The sequence below is a fragment of the Klebsiella sp. CD33 genome, assembly GCF_051992865.1.
GTDB classification, from domain to species: Bacteria; Pseudomonadota; Gammaproteobacteria; order Enterobacterales; family Enterobacteriaceae; genus Klebsiella; species Klebsiella pneumoniae.
This window is the reverse complement of the sequence record NZ_CP197023.1, coordinates 2,479,952-2,497,005: the sequence shown is the minus strand read 5'-3', so window position 1 is coordinate 2,497,005 and position 17,054 is coordinate 2,479,952. Positions and strand designations below refer to the sequence as shown.

General features: G+C 60.7%; 14 protein-coding genes, 1 pseudogene and 1 riboswitch. Of the genes and pseudogenes, 11 read left to right on the top strand and 4 right to left on the bottom strand.

From position 1 onward, the window contains the following. Positions 1 to 56: 56 nt before the first annotated feature. Complete coding sequence (guaD, locus tag ACR809_RS12410) at positions 57 to 1,367, top strand: guanine deaminase (protein WP_004184146.1); 1,311 nt, start codon at positions 57 to 59, stop codon at positions 1,365 to 1,367. A gap of 97 nt (positions 1,368 to 1,464) precedes the next feature. Here the strand turns inward: guaD and ACR809_RS12405 are convergent, their stop codons facing one another. Further along, on the bottom strand, positions 1,465 to 2,721 hold the full coding sequence (locus tag ACR809_RS12405; RefSeq protein WP_004169988.1) for a sensor domain-containing diguanylate cyclase: 1,257 nt from the start codon (positions 2,719 to 2,721) through the stop codon (positions 1,465 to 1,467). Positions 2,722 to 3,119: 398 nt separating this feature from the next. Between ACR809_RS12405 and ACR809_RS12400 the strand changes: the two genes are divergently transcribed. From ACR809_RS12400 to ACR809_RS12390, 3 genes are all read left to right on the top strand, one after another. Next, positions 3,120 to 4,160: a LacI family DNA-binding transcriptional regulator gene (locus ACR809_RS12400; RefSeq protein WP_004148452.1), complete on the top strand. Its 1,041-nt coding sequence runs from the start codon at positions 3,120 to 3,122 to the stop codon at positions 4,158 to 4,160. 192 nt (positions 4,161 to 4,352) lie between these two features. Next, the gene (locus tag ACR809_RS12395; protein ID WP_004176088.1) at positions 4,353 to 5,276 is read left to right on the top strand and encodes a TIM barrel protein; all 924 of its coding nucleotides are present in this window, start codon (positions 4,353 to 4,355) and stop codon (positions 5,274 to 5,276) included. Between the two features lie 13 nt (positions 5,277 to 5,289). Beyond that, complete coding sequence (locus tag ACR809_RS12390) at positions 5,290 to 6,462, top strand: Gfo/Idh/MocA family protein (protein ID WP_064278750.1); 1,173 nt, start codon at positions 5,290 to 5,292, stop codon at positions 6,460 to 6,462. Between the two features lie 37 nt (positions 6,463 to 6,499). Here the strand turns inward: ACR809_RS12390 and ACR809_RS12385 are convergent, their stop codons facing one another. Both ACR809_RS12385 and ACR809_RS12380 read right to left on the bottom strand, forming a co-directional pair. After that, on the bottom strand, positions 6,500 to 7,606 hold the full coding sequence (locus ACR809_RS12385; RefSeq protein ID WP_122051289.1) for a DUF4056 domain-containing protein: 1,107 nt from the start codon (positions 7,604 to 7,606) through the stop codon (positions 6,500 to 6,502). A 65-nt stretch (positions 7,607 to 7,671) separates the two neighbouring features. Continuing rightward, positions 7,672 to 7,853, bottom strand: a pseudogene (locus ACR809_RS12380) (hypothetical protein). Continuing rightward, a riboswitch (TPP riboswitch) is annotated at positions 7,854 to 7,955 on the top strand. 68 nt (positions 7,956 to 8,023) lie between these two features. On the opposite strand from ACR809_RS12380, the gene tenA reads away from it, so the two are divergent. From tenA to ACR809_RS12345, 7 genes are all read left to right on the top strand, one after another. Further along, the gene (gene tenA / locus ACR809_RS12375) at positions 8,024 to 8,719 is read left to right on the top strand and encodes a thiaminase II (protein WP_004189951.1); all 696 of its coding nucleotides are present in this window, start codon (positions 8,024 to 8,026) and stop codon (positions 8,717 to 8,719) included. Beyond that, positions 8,716 to 9,444 carry an ABC transporter ATP-binding protein gene (locus tag ACR809_RS12370; protein ID WP_004180001.1) on the top strand — a complete coding sequence of 243 codons (729 nt, stop codon included), beginning with the start codon at positions 8,716 to 8,718 and terminating at the stop codon, positions 9,442 to 9,444. The genes tenA and ACR809_RS12370 overlap by 4 nt, the downstream gene beginning before the upstream one ends. Next, complete coding sequence (locus ACR809_RS12365; protein ID WP_040250481.1) at positions 9,441 to 10,181, top strand: ABC transporter permease; 741 nt, start codon at positions 9,441 to 9,443, stop codon at positions 10,179 to 10,181. The genes ACR809_RS12370 and ACR809_RS12365 overlap by 4 nt, the downstream gene beginning before the upstream one ends. 24 nt (positions 10,182 to 10,205) lie before the next feature. After that, complete coding sequence (locus ACR809_RS12360; protein ID WP_117076599.1) at positions 10,206 to 11,141, top strand: ABC transporter substrate-binding protein; 936 nt, start codon at positions 10,206 to 10,208, stop codon at positions 11,139 to 11,141. Between the two features lie 306 nt (positions 11,142 to 11,447). Continuing rightward, positions 11,448 to 12,833, top strand: coding sequence for a diaminobutyrate--2-oxoglutarate transaminase (locus tag ACR809_RS12355; RefSeq protein ID WP_002905540.1), 1,386 nt, complete (start codon positions 11,448 to 11,450; stop codon positions 12,831 to 12,833). Between the two features lie 9 nt (positions 12,834 to 12,842). Next, complete coding sequence (locus ACR809_RS12350; protein WP_004217942.1) at positions 12,843 to 14,324, top strand: pyridoxal phosphate-dependent decarboxylase family protein; 1,482 nt, start codon at positions 12,843 to 12,845, stop codon at positions 14,322 to 14,324. Positions 14,325 to 14,517: 193 nt separating this feature from the next. Further along, complete coding sequence (locus ACR809_RS12345; protein WP_073900532.1) at positions 14,518 to 15,411, top strand: LysR substrate-binding domain-containing protein; 894 nt, start codon at positions 14,518 to 14,520, stop codon at positions 15,409 to 15,411. Positions 15,412 to 15,831: 420 nt separating this feature from the next. Here the strand turns inward: ACR809_RS12345 and ACR809_RS12340 are convergent, their stop codons facing one another. After that, positions 15,832 to 17,022 carry a cytochrome c biogenesis protein/redoxin gene (locus ACR809_RS12340; RefSeq protein ID WP_023158305.1) on the bottom strand — a complete coding sequence of 397 codons (1,191 nt, stop codon included), beginning with the start codon at positions 17,020 to 17,022 and terminating at the stop codon, positions 15,832 to 15,834. Positions 17,023 to 17,054: the final 32 nt, after the last annotated feature.

The following is a 17,054-nucleotide window of genomic DNA, read 5'->3' as shown; positions in this document are numbered from 1 at the left end:
GGCACCAATCTTGCTGTTTATCACTATTCCCAGAGCGTTAAGAGAAGGCAGGTTCGATGATGGATTACCAGACCGCGGTGCGCGGTGCATTTTTTGATATCGCCGGCGTGGCGGAGACCCCGGATGAGGTGGCCGCCCAGGCCCGCTATCTCGATGATGGCTTGTTGTTCCTGCAGGAGGGGAAAATTATCGCCCTGCTGCCATGGCAGGAGGGGGAAGCCTTTCTGCATCCCCTGAAGGGCTATGTCGATCTGAGGGGTAAGCTGCTGCTGCCGGGGTTCGTTGATGCCCACGTTCACTATCCGCAGACCGAGATGATCGGCGCCTTTGGCGAACAGCTGCTGGAGTGGCTCACCACCTACACCTTCCCGGTGGAGAGCCAGTTTGCCGATGCGGAGTATGCCCAGGAGATAGCGCAGTTTTTTGTAAATCAGCTGATAAGCCATGGCACCACCACCGCGCTGGTGTTTTGTACCCTGCATCCGGCATCGGTGGAGGCGTTATTCAGCGAAGCGCTGCGCCTCAATATGCGCCTGATCGCCGGGAAAGTGATGATGGATCGCCATGTGCCCGACTACCTGTGCGAAACCGCCGGGGAGAGCTACGAGCAGACCCGGGCGTTGATCCGCCGCTGGCATCAGCGCGGCAGGCTGGGCTATGCCATCACCCCGCGCTTTGCCCCCACCTCGACCCCGGGGTTGCTGGAGGCGGTGCAGCGCCTGCGGGCCGAGTTTCCCGACACCTGGCTGCAGACGCATCTCAGTGAAAACCGGGAGGAGATCGCCTGGGTTAAACAGCTGTGGCCTGAGCATGCGCGCTATCTGGATGTCTATCATCACTATCAGCTCACTGGCGAACGCAGCGTCTTCGCTCACGGGATCCATCTCGATGATGCCGAGTGGCAGTGCCTGCATGACACCGGGTCCGCCGTCGCCTTCTGCCCGACGTCGAATCTGTTTCTCGGCAGCGGGCTGTTCCGCCTGCCCGCCTGCTGGCAGCACCAGGTGCGGATGGGCATCGGCAGCGACGTCGGAGCCGGGACCACCTTCAGCATGCTGCGGACGCTGGGCGAGGCCTACAAGGTAGGACAACTGCAGAGCTATCGCCTGCGCGCCAGCGAGGCCTTCTATCACGCCACCCTCGGCGGGGCGCGCGCCCTGCGGCTGGAGGAGAAAATTGGCAATTTCCAGCCGGGCAAAGAGGCGGATTTTGTGGTGATTGACCCGGCGGTCACCCCGCTGCAGCGCCTGCGCATAGGCCGCTGCCATGACATTTATGAGCAGCTGTTCGTGCTGATGACCCTGGGTGATGAACGCAATATCAGCGAGACGTGGGTGAATGGCGAGCGGGTGTGGTGTCAGGACTGACCCCTCAGCCAGTCCCACTTCCTGAAAAGAACGAGAAAACGCACCATACCTTGTTTGCCACCTTAACGCAGGCTAACCACTACAGGCGGGGGCTTATTCAGGCGGCGCCATCTCTACTGCGCCGTCGCTCAGAGCTGTCAAAAGGCATGCGCGTCACCCGATTACGCCCATCATTTTTTGCCGCATACAGCGCTTTATCGACGCGGGAAAACAGTTGTTCAACCGTTTCGCCGTCATGATGTTCAGCTACGCCGATGCTGACGGTCACCGACAGCGTCTGGTATTCGCTAACCGCCTGGCGGATCCCCTCCGCCAGTATCAGCGCGCGGCCGATCGGCGAATGGGGCAAAAAAAGCAGAAACTCTTCTCCACCCCAGCGATAAATTTTATCTTCGCGGTCGACCGACGTTTCCAGAATACGAGAGAGCACCAGCAGGACCTCATCGCCTTTTTGATGGCCGTGAATATCATTAATGCTCTTGAAATGATCGATATCGATTAACAGCAGACAATAACCCCGGGGGATAAAAGTTGGCGCCTCAACCAGACGGTGAAACTCCCGGCGATTAAGCAAGCCGGTTAACGGATCGTGGGCGGCGGAAAATTCCAGCTCTTTTTTCAGATGCACTTCTTCGGTGATATCGTGAATGATGCATAGCATCAGTCGAATATTATACAGCACCACCGGCCCGGCATAAGTTTGGACATGGCGTAGCGAGCCGTCAGCCAGAATATGCGTAAAATTAAGCGGTTTATGACCGCCAGGCAGACTGGCAATATTATTCATAATGGGGATAACGTCCCGGCCCAGGGTATTTATTTGCCAGGTATGTTTGGTGCGCATTTCCTCATCGGAATAATGATAAAAACGTAGCGCGGCAATATTGGCATCGACAATCCGGCCATCTTTATGAGGGTCGATCAACAGCATCGGCGCGGTATTGGTCATAAAAAAGCGAGCGAAAAAGCCATTGTTACGCCGCTGGTAGCGGCGGGAGCCGGTATGAATCGACTGATTTTGCGCCAGCAGCTTCACGGCTTCAAACAGCAGCAAGCAACCACAGTCTTCGGTATCAATCAGGGTGGTTTTGCAATACACCGACTGCAACCCATTGGCGGTGGGTAACGTCCAGACTTCGAATATCTCGCTCATGGTGTCGAGATAGCGAAGGTAGTGCTGCAGTTGCGTTTCCGGACAGGTGGAATAAATACCGTTACGCATCTCATTGAGCGACATCTCGCCGCTCAATGTCCGGGAAGCCTGATTGGCATAGACCACCCTTTCGTTAAAAGGATGAACTACCCATATCGGGGTGCTTAAGACCTCAAAAACAGCCAGCTCTTTTAATAACATACAGGCCCCAAACCGACCCACTGCCGGCGCGGAACGGCACTTAACGCTGTGCAGCCCCAACGCTGGTTTAAAGTGAAAGCAAAATAGACACCGAGAAACCGCAATTACGCGCGAGCGCGCCAAGTATAGTCGGTTATGCGCCCAGTAAAGCCCTCTGAGGGTGACTTTGCGCGCAGTTTAACCAACAGAAGCGATGCTGCCTTTAATAATAATTTTATTTCAACAGCATAGCAGCAATGCCAGAACGGGTAGTCGCTTTTGATCACAGAGTGTGCATCGCCAACAGGGGTTACCCGGCAGGCGCAGCGGCATAGGCCAGGGCGGGCAGAGAGTCGCTTTTCTGCCCAGGCTAACCGTGATAGTTTCTATCATTACGCTCATTCATAGCGACAATTACCTTGAAAAAAATCGCCACTAAAATCACCCTTGCCGACATTGCGCGTGAAGCGCGCGTCGGCGTAGCCACCGTTGACCGGGTGCTCAATAAGCGCGCGGCGGTGAAAGAGTCCACGGCGCGGCGCGTGCTGGAGGCCGCCCGCCGGCTGGGTTTTACCCTCGAGCAGCCCCACTATCGCCTGGCTGCCGGCAAAGCGCCGGTCACGATCAGAATGGGCTTTATCCTGCTGCAGGAGAGCCACTCCTTCTACCTGCCGTTGGCCCGGGCGCTGACGCGCGAGGCTGCCCCATGGCTACCGGCGGGCCAGGCGCCGGTGATACTGCATTTTGCCATCGATGCGGTGGAAGCGATGGCTCAGGCCATTCACCGACTCAGCGATGAAGTGGAGGTGCTCGGCCTGGTGGCGCTGGATCACCCGCTGATTCGCCACGCGGTGGCCCGGGCCGCCGCCCGCGGCGTGCGCGTGTTCACCCTGCTTTCCGATCTATCGGTCCCCCAGCGCAGCGGGTATATCGGCCTCGATAATCATAAAGCCGGGCGCACCGCCGCCTGGTTTATCGAGCGCTTATGCCGGGGGAATGGCGAAATTGGCATTATCATTGGCGATAATCGTTTTACCTGCCAGGAAAGCTGTGAGATCAGCTTTCGCTCCTGCCTGCGAGAACAGGGCAAGGGGCAACAGATCCTTGAGCCGGTTCGCAGTCATGAGCGGGCGGATATCGCCAGGACCGTGACGGAACAGATGCTGACTCAGTACCCGGCCCTGCAGGCGATCTACGCCCCCTGCGGCGGCGTCGAAGGGATCGTCGACGCGCTGCGCGACAGCGGCCGTCAGCAGGAGATCGCTCTGGTCTGCCACGGTCCGCTCAGCGACAGTGAACTGGCCCTGATCGATGGCACCATCGACATCATGCTTAACCACCGGCTGGATGAGTTTGCCGCCGTTACGCTGCGCGCCATGGCGGACGCCGCTTCACGCCCCCATAGCGAGGTGATTTCACTCCCTCAGCCTTTCGATATCATCACCAAAGAAAATATGTAAATTTCCGGCTCCGTCTCCAGCGGAGACGGTTATCGGGCGGACCGCGCCACCTCTCGATTTGATAAAAAATTATCAAAAAATCCATCAATTAAAATCATGATGATTATCATAAAATCAAAGTTCCATCATTGTTGATAATGAAATCTTTATTCAATACTCAGCGGCATCCCTTGTATGAAAAAGGAAGCCGACATGATACATCCTATCGCTAACGCCCCCTGCAGCTGGGGCGTCGATGACCCGAAAAACCCTAACCTCCCTGCCTGGGCTACCGTACTGAAGGAGGCGGCGCAGGCTGGCTATCGCAGCATTGAGCTCGGCCCCTGGGGTTATCTCCCCACCGATCCGGCCAGCCTGCGCGCGGCGCTGGAGCAGCATCAGCTGTCGCTGGTCGCCGGCACGATCTTTGACGATCTGGTGAGCGAGGCCCATTTCCCCACCCTGGTGGCGCTGACCCATCAAATCTGCCGCAATCTGTCGCAGGTAGCCGCTGCCGAGCCGATCCCGGGCCGCCCTTTCCAGCCGCCCTATCTGGTGATTATCGACTTCGGCAACCCCGAACGGGCGCGCTTTGCCGGGCGCGGCGCGCTGGCTCCGCGCCTCAATGACAAAGACTGGCAGCGCATGATGGAGCACATTATCGCCCTTAGCACCCTCGCCTGGCAGGAGTACGGTGTGCGGGCGGTTATCCATCCGCACGCCGGGGGCAGCATTGAATTCGCGGATGAGATCGAGCGGCTGGCCAACGATATCCCGCACGACGTCGCCGGGTTGTGTCTGGACACCGGACATCTCTATTACGCCGGGATGGATCCGCTCGACTGGCTGGATCGCTATTACCACCGCCTGGACTATCTGCACTTCAAGGATGTCGACCCGCAGGTTTATCAGCGCGCTATCCATGAGGGTATCGACTTCTTCACTGCCTGCGCCGAAGGGGTGATGTGCCCGCTCGGCAGCGGCGCCATTGACTATCCGGCTATCAAAGACTTTCTTGCCCGCCGGGGGTATCAGGGCTGGATAACCATTGAACAAGAGCGCGACCCGCGCCATGCCGCAGGCAGCCTGCAGGCGGTCACGGAAAGTCTGCGCTATCTGCGCGACGTCGGATTCTGACAGGAGGCACGACATGATTAACGGTTTAAAACCTCTCGACCGCACCCTGCGCTGGGGCATGGTCGGCGGCGGCGGCGGCAGCCAGATCGGCTATATTCACCGTTCTGCAGCGCTGCGCGATAACACCTTCACGCTGCTGGCCGGCGCCTTTGATATTGATGCCGAGCGCGGACGCCAGTTCGGCCAACGGCTGGGGGTGGATCCCGACCGCTGTTACGCCGACTATCAAAGCCTGTTCCGCGGCGAGGCTGCCCGGCCTGACGGCATTCAGGCGGTGTCAGTTGCCACGCCAAATAACACCCACTATGCCATCTGCCGGGCCGCGCTGGAGGCCGGGCTGCACGTGGTGTGCGAAAAGCCGCTGTGCTTCAGCAGCGAGGAAGCTGACGAGCTGGTGGCGCTCAGCCAGCGGCGGCGCAAGATCATCGGGGTGACCTACGGCTATGCCGGCCACCAGCTGATCCTGCAGGCCCGGCAGATGATCGCCGACGGGCTGCTGGGCGATATCCGTATCGTTAATATGCAGTTTGCCCACGGTTTTCACGCCCAGCCGGTGGAACAGGAAAACGCCAGTACCCGCTGGCGGGTCGATCCCCGCTTCGTCGGCCCCAGCTATGTGCTGGGCGACCTGGCCACCCATCCGCTGTTTCTGGTCGAAACCATGGCCCCGCAGCTGAAGATCACCCGGCTGATGTGCGCCAGACAAAGCTTCGTCAAAAGCCGCGCGCCGCTGGAAGATAACGCCCATGTACTGATGGAGTATGACAACGGGGCCATCGGCTCACTGTGGAGCTCCGCCGTCAACTGCGGTTCGATGCACGGGCAAAAGGTGCGAATCATCGGTGAAAAAGCCAGTCTCGAATGGTGGGATGAACAGCCCAACCAGCTACGCTACGAAATCCAGGGCGAACCCGTGCGCATCCTCGAGCGCGGTATGGACTATCTCGATCCGCTGGCGCGTCAGGATGATCGCATCGGCGGCGGCCATCCCGAGGGCCTGTTTGAGGCATGGTCGAATCTCTATCGCCGCTTCGCCATCGCCATGGATGCCGCCGACCGTCGCGACGAGGCGCTGCTGGCCGACTTCTGGTACCCGGACGCCCGCGCCGGGGCGTTCGGCGTCCGCTGGGTGGAAAACTGCGTGCGTTCTGCCGACAACGGCGCCTGCTGGGTCGACTTCCGCTAACTCGCCGGCTCAGGGCGTTCGTCCTGAGCCTTTACGGCTATTTTTCTGTCCGCGCCAGCTGGGTTTTATCCGCCTCATGGGCGCGATCCGCCAGCCCCTGGAACGCTCCGGCGCCATAGTATTGCGCGGGAACCGGCAGCGCCTGCATATCGTGCCCTGGATAGATCTGCAGTTCGCCGAGGTCGCGTAAGCGGAATCCCCCGACCTGCTCCGGCATGGTCAGGCGATACGGCGGCATGGTTTCGAATGGGACCGGCGTCGGCAGCCGGTTTTCCTGTAGATCGTAGTTACGCTTCAGTACCAGAAACTTATCCGGCACCCGCCGGTGACTGTTCCACCAGTCGCCGTCGATCTGCTGAAACATCGCTTCCGTCTCTCCGCGCGTCGCCACCAGCAGCCGGGTCAGCACTTGTTTCAGCGCCGAATCCATGGCCTGGTTATAATCCTCCAGCGAACCGCCGTGGCCGCTGAGGATGACATTAATCGCCAGCCTCGCGCCCAGTAAATTGGAGTAGAGATCCTCGGGCGAAAAAGCGGAAATCTCTTCGGAAAACCCGGGGACCGACTGGAAGCCATACCACTGGGCGATCTCATGCCACTGGGCGATTTCGAAGGCCAGATGCCCGGCGAGCCAGGCCGCCAGCTGATAGCGCTGCCTGACGCCCGCCGGCGGCGTAAAGGTATTCAGCTGCACGCGGCGCACGCCCAGTTCTTCACTGTAGAAGATCCGCCCCGCCTGGCCCAGCGTCGGCGCAATACGATTGAACAGATAAAAGGTGTTGTCCGCCGTATCGCGCACATGGGCGATATCAATAAACCCGCCGCGGCGGGTATAGATAAGCCCGTTCTGCTCCTCGCTGAGCCCCAGCAGATTTTTCACCGCACCGAACGCGCTGTCGTTGTAATGGTGCTTACCCAGCGTACCCAGAGTCAACACATTACCGATCTGGTACATCGGGATCGGAATGCCCGCCGCGCGCACGTGCAGGTCGTAACCAAAAGCGCAGCACGGTCGCAGCGACTCCGGCGGCGGCAGCTCACCGAGGGTGGGCGCCGTATGGATCGCCGTCACGGCGGGTAGCACCGGATCCTGCGCCAGCGCCGGCAGCGCCAGCGCCAATAATAGCCAGAAGGCTTTACGCATCAACAGCCTCTCCACAGCAATAAAAGTGCGCGCATCTTACCGGCAGATAGCGCCTGCGGTTTTAGTTAAAAACGGTATTCAGCGCCGACAACGAAACTATTGCGCGCGTAAAAGCCGCTCTTCCGTTCGTCGCGGCCCGGTGGTTAGTAGTTCTTGCGCGGAAAAGCGCTGGCTATCCCCCTATTACCATCATCCTGCGGCAAGGTGGCGCGGTGATTGTATTCAAAAGGTGAATGTCGTATAACATAGCGCTACCGAGGGGTGTCCCGTGAGGGCTGAGATGGCGCAAGCCGAACCCTTTGAACCTGATCTGGGTCATGCCAGCGAAGGGACGGGTCGGCAATTTTGCCAGCATTACCGCCATTGCCTGTTCACACCCCTGCACGCCCGGATCTCCCCTGAATAAATGGAGGTCCTGTGATCGTTCCCGCTTTTAGCCAAGGTCTTTACGGCCGTTTACGCCAGCTGGCCGCCGCTGACTGGCAGCGCTATGTGGCGCATCCTTTCGTCCAGCAACTTGCCTCTGGGACGCTGGCGGAAAACGCCTTTCGTCGCTATCTGACCCAGGATTATCTGTTTCTGATTCACTTTGCCCGCAGCTACGCGCTGCTGGTGAGTAAACTGCGCACGCTGCCGGAGATGCGGGCCGCGGCCGCCTCGATGAATGCCATCCTCAACGAACTGCCGCTGCACGTCGGCTACTGTGCCCAGTGGGGGATTAGCGAACCGGAGATGGCCGCCCAACCTGAAGCCCCCGAAACTCTCAACTATACCCGCTATGTGCTGGATATTGGCCACTCGGGTGACGCGCTGGATCTGCTGGTCGCCCTGATGCCCTGCGTCGCGGGCTACGCCGAAATCGGTCTCGGCCTGCTGCAGCATCCCGCCACCCGACTGGACGATAACCCCTACGCCTCATGGATCCGCAACTATGGCGATGAAGGCTATCTGCAGGGCGTCAGCGCCGCGCTGGCGCTGTTGGAAACGGTGTGGCAGCAGCGCGGGAGCGAGGCGCGAATCACTGAGCTGAGCGAGATTTTCACCACCGCCACCCGCCTTGAGGCGCAGTTCTGGCAGATGGGCCTCAACGCCGCGGCGGAGACTCGGGCGTGACGGCGCCGGGTATTGAGGTCCGTGGCCTGAGCCTGCATGTCGGCGACCGTCGGCTGTTCGACAACCTGTCGTTTACGGTCCCCGGCGGGCAGTGGGTGTCGCTGCTCGGCGCCAGCGGCGCCGGCAAAACCAGCCTGCTGCGGGTGATGGCCGGTCTGGCGCCCGCCACCCGCGGAGAAGTGGTCGCCAGCGATGGGCAACCGATTCAGGGCCGTCTGGCGTGGATGGGGCAGAAAGATCTGCTCTACCCCTGGCTGAGCGTTAGGGACAACGTCGCCCTCGGCGCGCGGCTGCGCGGTGAAAAAGTCGATCGTGCCCGGGTCGCCGCCCTGCTTGAACAGGTTGAGCTTTCATCCTGCGCCGACGCCCGCCCGGCGACTCTCTCCGGCGGCATGCGTCAGCGCGCCGCGCTGGCGCGCACGCTGTATGAGGATCGCCCCATCGTGCTGATGGATGAGCCTTTCTCGGCGCTGGATACCCTCACCCGTACGCGCATTCAGACCCTGGCGGCCACCCTGCTGGCCGGTCGCACGGTGGTGCTTATCACCCACGATCCGCAGGAGGCCTGCCGGTTGAGCCACCGCCTGCTGGTCCTCTCGGCGGCCGACGGCGACATTGATGATAGCCATCACCTCGCCGGCACACCTCCGCGCGCGCCGGACGCGCCCGATCTCCTGATCGGCCAGGCCGCCCTGCTGCAGCAGCTGATGAGGGCCCAACCATGACTGGACGTCTCTGGCGCGGCGGCATGGTATTCGGCGGGCTGATGCTCCTCTGGGGTCTGGCCAGCCGCAGCGGCATTCCCCATTTTCTTTTACCGTCCCCGATGGCGGTCGCCGAGGCGCTATGGGTTAATCGCGCCTATCTCGGCTGGCATACGCTTATCACGCTCAGTGAGATCCTGAGCGGCCTGGCGCTGGGCGTGACGCTCGGCGTCACCCTGGCGCTGGGCATGATCCTCTCCCCCCGTCTGCAGCGCTGGCTGATGCCGCTGGTGCTCACCAGTCAGGCGATCCCGGTCTTTGCCCTCGCCCCGCTGCTGGTGCTGTGGCTGGGCTTTGGCATGAGCGCCAAAGTGGCGATGGCGGTGCTGGTGATTTTCTTTCCGGTGACTTCCGCCTTCTTTGATGGCTTGCGGCGGGTCAACCAGGAGTATCTCGACCTGGCGCACAGCATGAATGCCTCCTTCGGCGCTCAACTGCGACATGTCCGCCTGATGGCCGCCCTGCCGGCGCTGGGCTCTGGCCTGCGCATGGCGGCGGCGGTGGCGCCCATTGGCGCGATCATCGGCGAATGGGTCGGCTCCGCCGAGGGGCTGGGCTACGTCATGCTCAATGCCAATGCGCGACTGCAAACCGATATCTGCTTCGCCGCGCTGTTTATTTTAGTACTACTGACCCTCCTGCTGTGGCTGGCGGTAGATACCCTGCTACACCGGCTGATCGACTGGTCGCCGGAATAAGAATGACGTAATAAAGGAAAACAGATGAAAAAGTCGCTATTCGCCGGGGCAACCTTGACCGCCCTGTTCAGCGGCCACGCGCTGGCCAATGAACCGCTGACGCTGGTGCTGGACTGGTACATTAATCCCGACCATGCGCCGATTATGGTAGCCGAGCAGATCGGCGCCTTTAAGGCCCAGGGGCTGGACGTCAGGATTGTCCCTCCTTCCGATCCCGCGCTGCCTCCGCGCATGGTGGCCGCCCGTCAAGCGGATCTGGCCATCACCTACCAGCCGCAGGTGCACTTCTTTGCTGACGAAGGGTTACCGCTGGTGCGTGTAGGGACTCTGATTAATTCGCCGCTGAATACGGTTATCGCCCTGGATAAGCAGAACAAAACCCCGGCAGATCTGCAAGGCAAGAAGGTGGGCTACTCGGTCAGCGGCATTGAGCAGGCCACCCTGGCGACCATGGCGCAACATGCGGGGATCGATCCGGCCAGCATCAAACTGGTGAACGTCAATTTCCAGCTGACCAGCGCCCTGCTGGCCGGCCAGGTGGACGCGGTTATCGGCGGCTATCGTAATATAGAAGCGCAGGAGCTGAAGCTGCAGGGCAAAACGCCGGTGGTGATGAACGTCGAAGATTACGGCGTGCCGGCCTATGACGAGCTGGTGATTGTCGCCCATCGCGACGCAATTCATGAGGCGAAGATCCGTAAATTCCTCACCGCCCTGCAGGCGGGAGTGGGCTATCTGCGCGCCCATCCGCAGAAGAGCTGGGAGGCGTTCGCCGCCGCCCACCCGGAGCTTAGGACCGAACTCAACCACCAAGCGTGGTTGCAAACCGTGCCCCTGTTCGCCACCGATCCGGCAGCGCTGGATAAAGCGCGCTACGAGACTTACGAACAGTTTTTATATAACAATAAGTTGGTGAAAAAAGTTACACCTTTAACAAATTATGCGGTGCAACTGCATTGAGTCTTGCTATCGCTGACGGAAGGCATTCCGTCAGCGCTTTAACGTAGCGGCAATAAAAATATAGAGACTTTCTCACTAATAATTACACTTTAAAGGGTTATAGTGACAGAGCGTTGTTCTATTATAATTCAGCAAGTTACGTTAATTTTGCCCCTGGTAAGAATAACGTCAAAATAGCGCAATCAATAAAACGTTGAATGCGGATTTAAAAAGCCATATATTGTGCGCGCTTTATGAATGCCAATTCAATTTCTTACACCAATTATTCAACCAGCGTTCAACCGCAATGCTGGTTGTGGGAGTGATATGATGACGGATAAAGTCCGTATTGATACTTTACGTGCCGATTTATTAGACGCAAACAACGAAACCTTTTTGGCCCGTCAGGCCGAATTCGAATCGAATGTCAGGAGTTACCCGCGTAAGCTGCCGCTGGCTATCACTAAAGCCGAAGGCGTGTGGCTGACGGATGCGGATAACAAACAGTACCTGGACTGCCTCGCGGGCGCCGGTACTCTCGCTCTGGGCCACAACCACCCTGATGTATTGCAGAGCATCCAAAGTGTCATTACCAGCGGCTTGCCGTTACATACTCTCGATCTTACCACCCCGTTAAAAGATCGCTTCTCCGAATACCTGCTCTCTTGCCTGCCGGGCGAAGGGAAAGAATATTGCCTGCAGTTCACCGGCCCGTCCGGCGCTGACGCCGTGGAAGCCGCGCTGAAGCTGGCGAAAAAATACACCGGTCGTACCGCGGTGATCAGCTTCTCCGGCGGCTATCACGGGATGACCCACGGCGCGCTGTCCGTCACCGGCAACCTGTCGCCGAAAGCGGCGGTTAACGGCATGATGCCGGAAGTCCAGTTCATGCCTTACCCGCACCTGTATCGTTGCCCGCTGGGCATCGGCGGCGAAGCCGGCGTGAAAGCCCTGACCTACTACTTCGAAAACCTGATCAACGACGTGGAGAGCGGCGTCCGTAAACCGGCGGCGGTGATCCTTGAAGCCGTTCAGGGCGAAGGCGGTGTGAACCCGGCGCCGGTCGAGTGGCTGCAGCGCATCCGCAAAGTGACCGAAGAGCACGGCATTCTGCTGATCGTCGATGAAGTGCAGGCCGGCTTTGCCCGTACCGGTAAATTCTTCGCCTTCGAGCACGCCGGTATTCAGCCGGACATCATCGTGATGTCGAAAGCGGTTGGCGGCGGGCTGCCGCTGGCGGTGCTGGGCATTAAAAAGCAGTTCGACGCCTGGGAACCGGGTCACCACACCGGCACCTTCCGCGGCAACCAGCTGGCGATGGCCACCGGCCTGACCACCCTGCGTCATCTGCGCGACAACAAGATCGCCGACAAAGTCGCCGCCCAGGGCGAGTGGCTGAAAGGTAAACTGGCCGAGCTGCAGAAACGCTACCCGGTGATTGGCCACGTTCGCGGTCTCGGTCTGATGATCGGTATCGAAATCGTCAAGCCGAACGAAGCGCAGGATCACATGGGCTGCTACCCGGCTGACGGCGAACTCTCTGCCCTGCTGCAGAAGAAATGCTTCGAAGCGGGCCTGATCCTCGAGCGTGGCGGTCGTCACGGCTGCGTGCTGCGCCTGCTGCCGTCCCTGCTGATCAGCGACGCAGAGCTGGACGTGTTCCTCGACAAATTTGAACAGGCCCTGCTGGCCGCCGGCGTAAAACCGGTCTGAGTGGAGTAAGTGACCGCCATGTCCACATTGAATCCGATTCTTGCTGGTTCAGCGCAGAGCGTTGAAGCCTATCAGCAGGTTATCGAGCAGACCAGCCAGGCCGTTGTGCAGTGGCTGAAGCAACCTGAGATGTATCAGGGGAAAAGCGTTGACGAGCTGCGTGAGCGTATCTCCCTAGAATTTAACGAACAGGGTTTGGGTAACCAGGCGGCGATTGATCGTGCGATCGAGTACTTCCTGAAAGACAGCCTGTCGGTGCATCACCCGCAGTGCGTGGCGCACCTGCACTGCCCGAGCCTGGTGATTAGCCAGGCGGCGGAAGTGCTGATTAACGCCACCAACCAGAGCATGGACTCCTGGGATCAGAGCCCGTCGGCAACCATTATCGAGATGAAGCTGATCGAATGGCTGCGCGCCCGGGTCGGTTTTCCGGCGGGCGACGCCGGCGTCTTCACCAGCGGCGGCACCCAGAGCAACCTGATGGGCCTGATGCTGGCGCGCGACGCCTTCTTCGCCCGTCAGGGCCACTCCATCCAGCAGGATGGGCTGCCGGGGGATATCCGCAAGTACAAAGTCTTGTGCTCGGAAAACGCCCACTTCTCGGTGCAGAAGAACATGGCGCTGATGGGCCTCGGCTACCGCTCGGTAACGCTGGTGAAAACCGACGAATTCGCGCGGATGGACGTGTCCGACCTGCAGGCGAAGATTGCGCAAGCGCAGGCTAACGGCGAGCAGATCATGGCGATCGTGGCCACCGCCGGCACCACCGACGCAGGCGCTATCGACCCGCTGCGCGACATCGCCGGTATCGCTGCGGAACATCAGATCTGGCTGCACGTTGACGCAGCCTGGGGCGGCGCCCTGCTGCTGTCTGAGCAGTATCGCGACTACCTTGACGGTCTGGAGCTGGTGGATTCCGTTACCCTGGACTTCCATAAGCAGTTCTTCCAGACCATCAGCTGCGGCGCATTCCTGCTGAAGGACGCGCGCCATTACGAGCTGATGCGTTATCAGGCGGCCTATCTGAACTCCGAGTTCGATGAAGAACACGGCGTACCGAACCTGGTGTCTAAGTCGCTGCAGACCACCCGTCGCTTCGATGCGCTGAAGCTGTGGATGGGTCTGGAAGCGCTGGGCCAGAAACAGTATGCGGCGATCATCGATCACGGCGTCACGATGGCGAAAAACGTGGCGGAGTACGTGAAGTCGCAGCCGACGCTGGAGCTGGTGATGCAGCCGCAGCTGGCGAGCGTGCTGTTCCGTTCCCGTCCGGCGCAGATGGCCGGGAGCGACGCGGCGGCTATCGCGCTGCTCAACCAGCGCGTCGGCGACGCCCTGCTGGCCTCCGGCCGCGCTAACGTCGGCGTAACCGAGCACAACGGCGTTACCTGCCTGAAGCTGACCCTGCTGAACCCGGTGGTGACGCTGGATGACGTGAAGGTTCTGCTGAACCTGGTGGAGCGCACCGCTCAGGAACTGCTGGCGCAATAACCTGCCTTAGCGAGGCGGCGCCTGCCGCCCCGCTGCCAGCCTTGCCTGCAATAAGCCGATAATGTCCTTATCGGCTTTTTTTATTTCTTTCCGCACCGCTAATGCTCTCTTCGCAGGGCCCGTTGACCCCTGCCTCTCGCGATGCCACAGTACTATCTCGAAAATAACAACGTTCAGGATAAACGTCCTGAAAATGGGGATGATGATGGAGAAACGCTTACCAGGGCTGGATCTCGACGCCCTGCGCAGCTTTGTGACCGGCATGGAGTGCGGCAGTTTCGCCCAGGCAGCGCTGCGCCTGTCGCGTTCCACCTCCGCGGTCAGCGCCCAGCTTAAAAAGCTGGAGAGTCAGTGCGGTGCGGCGCTGGTGACCAAACAGGGGCGCCATCTGGTGCTCACCGCGGAAGGCGAAAAGCTGATGAGCTACGCCAGACGCCTGCTGGCGCTCAATGATGAAACCCTGCGCGCGCTGCAGGGTGAGCGGCTCACCGGCGAGATCCACCTTGGTATGCAGGAAGATTTTGGCGAATCGCTGATGCCGGAGATCCTTGGACAATTTAAACGGCATCATCCGCAGGTGCGGATAGTCGCCAGGGTGGATCGCAATGGTCCGCTGCGCCAGGCGCTGGCGGAAGAGGCGCTGGATCTGGCGCTGCTGTGGCAAACCGAAGATCAGGGTCCCGGGCTGGGCCTCTGCCCGCTGGCGTGGATTGCGCATCCTGACCTGGACATTCGCGCTCTGCTGGTCTCCGGCGAGCCGCTGCCGCTGGTGATGTTCGACAGCCCGTGCCTGATGCGCTCCCGCGCCATTGCCTGTCTCGATGCCGCGGGGATCCCCTGGCAGGTGGTGTTCGTCAGCCACAGCCTGAGCGGCATTTGGGCGGCGGTGCAGGCCGGGCTGGGCCTGACGATACGCACCCGCATCGGCATGCCAGGCAACCTGCGCCCCGCAGGAGGACTCCTGCCAGCTCCAGGAAGTCTGGCCGTCAGCCTGCGACAAACCCCGCGTGAGGAACACCATTCCGCCGCCGTGGCGCTGCTCGGCGAACTGATGACCGAGGCCCTGCAGGGATGGCTCGACAGGTGACACTGTCACGCCATTTCCATTCACCCTCACCCTAACCCTCTCCCTGAAGGGAGAGGGAACCGTTCGGCAGCAGATGTTACCCCTCTCCACATTCTGTCTCCCGGGCAAGCGTAGCGCAGCCCAGCCCAGCGCCGTTCCCGCTTCAATGCCCGGTGGCGGCTACGCCTTACCGGGCCTACACGCGGCTCCGTAACGATGTAGGCCGGGCAAGCGCAGCGCCGCCCGGCAATGTGCACAAGGGATGAAGGGAACCGCCCGGCAGTCACCGGCAATGGGCATTCTGCGCCTCTCCCGCTTCAATGCCCGCATTACCGGGCCTACATTCTCCCTGCGCGCTCATGTAGGCCGGGCAAGCGCAGCGCCGCCCGGCATCGGGTATAAGGGCTGGAGGGATCCGTCCGCCAGACGCCTGCGCCGCGGTCAGGCTTTGCTCTCCTGCAGCAGCTGCTGGATCACCTGCTCCTGGCGGGCATAATCCCCTTCGCCGAATGCGGTATAACGCAGCTGTCCGCGAGCGTCGAAAATGTAATGCGCCGGCCAGTACTGATTGCCGAAGGCGTTCCAGATGGCGTACTCATTATCCGCCACCACCGGGTAGGTTATCCGCCAGTCCTTCACCGCCTGGCGCAGCAGGGGCAACGAACGCTCCCAGGGATATTCCGGGGTATGAACGCCAATCACCACCAGGCCTGCCGCGCGGTATTTGTTCGCCCAGTCGCGCACGTAAGGCAGGGTATGCTGACAGTTGATACACTCCCGGGTCCAGAAATCCACCAGCACCACTTTGCCCTTCAGACGCTCCGGAGTTAACGCCGGGCTGTTGATCCATGCGCTGCCCCCCGCCAGAGAGGGCATCGCGCTGCTGGGCTGCGGCGCGGCGATCGGCTGGAGGCTGGTCTTTTGCTCCGGCTGCGGCAGACGGGCGGCCAGCCGCTGCTCCAGCGCCTGGCTCAGTCCACCAGCGCTCTGCAGATAGCGATCGCCGCCGCTGGCGATCAGCGCCACCGAGGCCAGCATTGCCCCCCCTGCCAACCGGCGCAGCCGTTCGCCGAACGCCTGTCCGCGACGCAATCTGGTGATCAACGCCGCCCCGCACCACCCCAGCAGGAATAACATCAGCGCCCCGCCGCTGCCGTAGGCCAGCAGCAAGCCGCCGGTAGTCGCCTGCCCCGGATGCACAAAGCCCAGGCTAAGTATCGCTCCCAATACCGGCCCGGCGCACGGCGCCCACAGCAGGCCCACCGCCAGCCCGGCCAGTAGAGAACCGATCCAGCCGCGCTGGCGTGAACTGGCATCGTTAAGCTGATTCCCCAACGCTACCAGGGGTGAGGTCAGCCGTTGCGCGACGCGTTGCGAAAGCAGACTCAACCCGACCAGGGCGAAGAACGCCAGCGCCAGACCGCGGCCTGCGAGGGTCAGATTCACCACCCAGCCGCTGGCGACCGTCACCAGCCAGGAGACAGCGCCGAACATCAGCGCCATTCCTGCCAGCATGATCGCCAGCTGCCCCCGGCGGCCCCGGACGCTGGCGAACAGCAGCGGGATCACCGGCAGCGTACAGGGGCTCAGCAGAGTTAACATCCCGCCCAAAAATGCAATTAATATCGACATCGCCTTCTCCTCATTATGCCGTCGCTGCCGAG

Bases quoted from the DNA above. Each gene is read 5' to 3' on its own strand.
- guaD (WP_004184146.1), top strand. From the start codon at position 57: ATGATGGATTACCAGACCGCGGTGCGCGGTGCATTTTTTGATATCGCC.
- ACR809_RS12405 (WP_004169988.1), bottom strand. From the start codon at position 2,721: ATGTTATTAAAAGAGCTGGCTGTTTTTGAGGTCTTAAGCACCCCGATA.
- ACR809_RS12395 (WP_004176088.1), top strand. From the start codon at position 4,353: ATGATACATCCTATCGCTAACGCCCCCTGCAGCTGGGGCGTCGATGAC.
- ACR809_RS12390 (WP_064278750.1), top strand. From the start codon at position 5,290: ATGATTAACGGTTTAAAACCTCTCGACCGCACCCTGCGCTGGGGCATG.
- ACR809_RS12385 (WP_122051289.1), bottom strand. From the start codon at position 7,606: ATGCGTAAAGCCTTCTGGCTATTATTGGCGCTGGCGCTGCCGGCGCTG.
- ACR809_RS12365 (WP_040250481.1), top strand. From the start codon at position 9,441: ATGACTGGACGTCTCTGGCGCGGCGGCATGGTATTCGGCGGGCTGATG.
- ACR809_RS12360 (WP_117076599.1), top strand. From the start codon at position 10,206: ATGAAAAAGTCGCTATTCGCCGGGGCAACCTTGACCGCCCTGTTCAGC.
- ACR809_RS12355 (WP_002905540.1), top strand. From the start codon at position 11,448: ATGATGACGGATAAAGTCCGTATTGATACTTTACGTGCCGATTTATTA.
- ACR809_RS12345 (WP_073900532.1), top strand. From the start codon at position 14,518: ATGGGGATGATGATGGAGAAACGCTTACCAGGGCTGGATCTCGACGCC.
- ACR809_RS12340 (WP_023158305.1), bottom strand. From the start codon at position 17,022: ATGTCGATATTAATTGCATTTTTGGGCGGGATGTTAACTCTGCTGAGC.